The following is a 3,642-nucleotide window of genomic DNA, read 5'->3' as shown; positions in this document are numbered from 1 at the left end:
TGAGTATTAATTTGGTGGTTTATTATTTTCTAGTGCAAGATTTTAACGCACCAACATTTTAACTAATGCGTGAGTGATTCTATTTTTGAGAAATATTTTTGTCAACACTGTAAGTGATTAATTTAATTAGAGCTTATTCCTGCTTTATCTCGCGAACCTCTTCGGTCGTCCCTCACTCCTCGGTGGCTCAACCAAGCCACTTCAATCACAAACAACGTGCTTTCCGTTGTCTTGGCCGTTCCGGTCACAATCAGGGCTAGGCAGGCTTTCACTTTCGCGGCCAAGTGCTGCCTGAGTATGCTTTGTGTTTGTGCCCTACTCTGTCCTTGTGCTGGGTTTCAACGCTTCGTTTACGCCACTTCTATCCTCCGCCCGCAGAACTTCACTAGAAAAAGTGAAATGAACGCTGCGCGCTTTTGCCAGTGAAAACCATGCAGGCTACCGGGAAGTTAGGCGAAAACGACGATGAAACCCTAACAACCCAAGGAGCACACCATGTCACATTCCCTTTCTTTGCATACTCACAGCACTAAGCCCGCAAAAGCGAGCAACGTATCCCCGTTGCATCCGTCAGGCTCTACAACAATGAAGGTGGCGCCGCTGTCTGTTGTGATTCACTGGTCTGAATCTTCCAGATTACAAACGGGTGAGGAATTTGATTTCGAAATTTTTGAGGCGATCGCACTGAAAGCTGCTTTGGATAATCCATTAGGCGGTTACGACAAAACAGAAGTAACGGTAAAGTTCGAAGGTGGCCATCAGCATCGATGTCGAATTGATTTAGGGTGTGGAGGTAATGAAACCGGCTTCGCCGATCATTGCTTTCGTATTCTGGAATATTCAGAATCTCTAAAGAAATCAGAGCCGAATCATTGGTATTTAACTAACTCACAAGGTAAAGAGCTCGTAGAGCTGTTGAAGTCGTATCAACTTAGTCGCCAGCAAGTGGCGAATGCACGTCAGGCTACATTTGAAAAAGTACGCTTGGCCAAAGAAGCTCAAGAAGCAGAAAAACAATAAACCGCCTCATCTTTAAACATATCTAAATGGGCGAAATTTGTACCGATGGCTGGGTTAGTAACGGTATTTTATCTAGTTAGGGGCCAGGGCCCCTGTTCTCAACTTGGTGTTATAACGCATGAGAATTAAGTAATATCATTTATATTACTTAATTCTAAAAACAGAAAAGCTTTGCTGTTCACTAGTGAGAACACCTTCAAACAAGTTGAGGCTACTAATAGCGGAAAGCGACTCTGTATTCATCGTAGACTCAGTCCAAATCTCTAATTTTAGATCTTCTACTCGCTCTTCATGGTTAAATAGATACTCTGCTAAATTAGATTCAGAGCAATCAATAATAGAAATGTACAATCGATCTTGCTCCGCAAACTCTGGTTCTAATAATAGAACCAGTTCTTTTAGCATCAAACGACAACGCTCTAAAACAGTAGCTCGACTGAGAAACGACTCATGAGCATTGATATCAAACCCCATATCTTCTGCTAATGAAAATGCTAAGTTTTCTATTTCAATTCCCGCGTCGTTGTCTTCAAAGTCAAGATGGTCTGTATTACCTTTATACGCAAATGCAAAAAGCGCTATAGATTGTAAAAGCTTTTTTTTTTCAATACCTTTCATGTGATGCCGGCCTTCTAAAATGATTGAAATATTGTACCACAATAAATTGAACTTCACTTACGTGCAAGCATATGAAAAATAACAATGAATTCAGATGTTCTGGAGCCTTTTAACGCTGCTCAAAAGTTATCAAAGAAATCGCCCACTAACTTCAGGGCGATTTGATTTTATAAGGCTAACAAAACCAGCTACTCGCCGTTGTTAAGGTTGTTCGTATGCACAACATCTTTGCTGTTGTACCACTCTAATACCCTGTCTCCATAGTAAGTAATATCTTGGAGGGAAGGTGACTCTGCCGAGTCTTTAGGTTTATCGATATAGCCCGAAATAATCCCTAAGCGTAAGTGTTTAGTTTGTCTCTGAGTGTCCAGTATATTTCGGGCGAGTGTGGCACCTGTTAATCGCCCCGTGGCGCTTTGACCAAGCAACATTCCTATACTCCCTTTCTCCACCAAAGGGGCGCTGAGTAGGTTATCGATACTGTTAACTTTAGATAACTTTGCATTGCTTAGGTAACCGGCAATACTGCCCAAGTTAGTTCGACTGTCTCCCTCTATGTATAATTGATTGTTGCTCGTGCTTAGGGTAGTCATATTGCTGCTGTCTTCCGCAAACCCAAAGAGGCCGCCCACATGGCTGCTCTTCTCAACCCAAAGGTTAGAATGAAAGACCTTGATCTTTTCTGCTTTACTATCTGTTCTAATACGGCCGGCGACTATGCCCACTCCTTGTGGTACGGTTTGACCTGACGCTTGGACCTGGCTGTGAGTGATGATGACGTTTTTCAGTTTACTGCTTTGGATATCACCGGCTAAAATTCCGGCAGCATTAACGTTACGGCCTACTTTTAGCGTAATGTTTTTAAAGGTAAGGTTTTTGACAGTAGCGCCGTCCAATTCTGAAAAGAAGCCCGCGTAACGGCTGTTTGTATCAATAGATAGGTTGCGAATGGCATAATTTCTTCCATCAAGTGTGCCATTAAAACTGATAGGCGCCGTTAAGGTGTAGCCACTGCAGTCAATATCGTGACTTAAATAGTAGCTTTTCGTTGTACGCTGCTCTATTTCAAGTGCCTTGCTACATGTATCTATCTCTTCACTCGCCAAGGCTTGATTATTCGCAACAACGCCTACTACCAAGGCGATAAGTAATCTATGGTTTTGTTTCTTCATTTTTTAGTCCTGTGTTGGTTAATTAACGTCTAAAGACAGAGCCAGTGTATAGATCTAAAAAAAGTTCTAGCTGATCGCCACTAGAAACTGGAAATAAACAATATAAAACGCTGATCACTATAATTTATTTTGACTAGTTAGGTTTAAGGTGCTGTTCGTTGGATTGGGTAGTTTGTATTGATAAAACCGAAGCTGAAACCTGCTTTATCTCGCGAACCTCTTCGCTCGTACCTCACTCCTCGGTGGCTCAACCAAGCCACTTCAATCACAAACAACGTGCTTTCCGTTGTCTTGGCCGTTCCGGTCACAATCAGGGCTAGGCAGGCTTTCACTTTCGCGGCCAAGTGCTTGCCTGAGTATGCTTTGTGTTTGTGCCCTACTCTGTCCTTGTGCTGGGTTTCAACGCTTCGTTTACGCCACTTCTATCCTCCGCCCGCAGAACTTCACTAGAAAAAGTGAAATGAACGCTGCGCGCTTTTGCCAGTGAAAACCATGCAGGCTACCGGGAAGTTAGGCGAAAACGACGATGAAACCCTAACAACCCAAGGAGCACACCATGTCACATTCCCTTTCTTTGCAAACTCACAGCACTAAGCCCGCAAAAGCGAGCAACGTATCCCCGTTGCATCCGTCAGGCTCTACAACAATGAAGGTGGCGCCGCTGTCTGTTGTGATTCACTGGTCTGAATCTTCCAGATTACAAACGGGTGAGGAATTTGATTTCGAAATTTTTGAGGCGATCGCACTGAAAGCTGCTTTGGATAATCCATTGGGCGGTTACGACAAAACAGAAGTAACGGTCACGTTTGAAGGTGGCCATCAGCACCGTTGC

At 43.4% G+C, this 3,642-nt stretch carries 5 protein-coding genes; 3 read left to right on the top strand and 2 right to left on the bottom strand.

Annotated elements, in window-relative coordinates; translation table 11 throughout:
• The first annotated feature begins 495 nt into the window (after positions 1 to 495).
• Positions 496 to 1,020, top strand: a complete 525-nt coding sequence (locus CWO27_RS23335; protein WP_107899594.1) for an LPD25 domain-containing protein — start codon at positions 496 to 498, stop codon at positions 1,018 to 1,020.
• Between the two features lie 144 nt (positions 1,021 to 1,164).
• Here the strand turns inward: CWO27_RS23335 and CWO27_RS23330 are convergent, their stop codons facing one another.
• Both CWO27_RS23330 and CWO27_RS23325 read right to left on the bottom strand, forming a co-directional pair.
• Complete coding sequence (locus CWO27_RS23330) at positions 1,165 to 1,638, bottom strand: hypothetical protein (protein WP_107899593.1); 474 nt, start codon at positions 1,636 to 1,638, stop codon at positions 1,165 to 1,167.
• 188 nt (positions 1,639 to 1,826) lie between these two features.
• On the bottom strand, positions 1,827 to 2,810 hold the full coding sequence (locus CWO27_RS23325) for a hypothetical protein (protein WP_107899592.1): 984 nt from the start codon (positions 2,808 to 2,810) through the stop codon (positions 1,827 to 1,829).
• 158 nt (positions 2,811 to 2,968) lie between these two features.
• Between CWO27_RS23325 and CWO27_RS23675 the strand changes: the two genes are divergently transcribed.
• Together CWO27_RS23675 and CWO27_RS23320 are read left to right on the top strand one after the other, a co-directional pair.
• Complete coding sequence (locus tag CWO27_RS23675; RefSeq protein ID WP_181359720.1) at positions 2,969 to 3,130, top strand: hypothetical protein; 162 nt, start codon at positions 2,969 to 2,971, stop codon at positions 3,128 to 3,130.
• A gap of 236 nt (positions 3,131 to 3,366) precedes the next feature.
• A partial coding sequence (locus tag CWO27_RS23320; RefSeq protein ID WP_308822228.1) for an LPD25 domain-containing protein occupies positions 3,367 to 3,642 on the top strand: 276 nt, incomplete at its 3' end.

This window comes from Vibrio sp. 10N.286.51.C3 (assembly GCF_003050065.1).
GTDB classification, from domain to species: domain Bacteria; phylum Pseudomonadota; class Gammaproteobacteria; order Enterobacterales; family Vibrionaceae; genus Vibrio; species Vibrio crassostreae.
Note: the sequence above shows the minus strand (reverse complement) of the source record. Positions and strands in the feature narration are given on the sequence as shown.

Coding starts and splice junctions, on each gene's coding strand:
- CWO27_RS23335 (WP_107899594.1), top strand. CDS start 496: ATGTCACATTCCCTTTCTTTGCATACTCACAGCACTAAGCCCGCAAAA.
- CWO27_RS23330 (WP_107899593.1), bottom strand. CDS start 1,638: ATGAAAGGTATTGAAAAAAAAAAGCTTTTACAATCTATAGCGCTTTTT.
- CWO27_RS23325 (WP_107899592.1), bottom strand. CDS start 2,810: ATGAAGAAACAAAACCATAGATTACTTATCGCCTTGGTAGTAGGCGTT.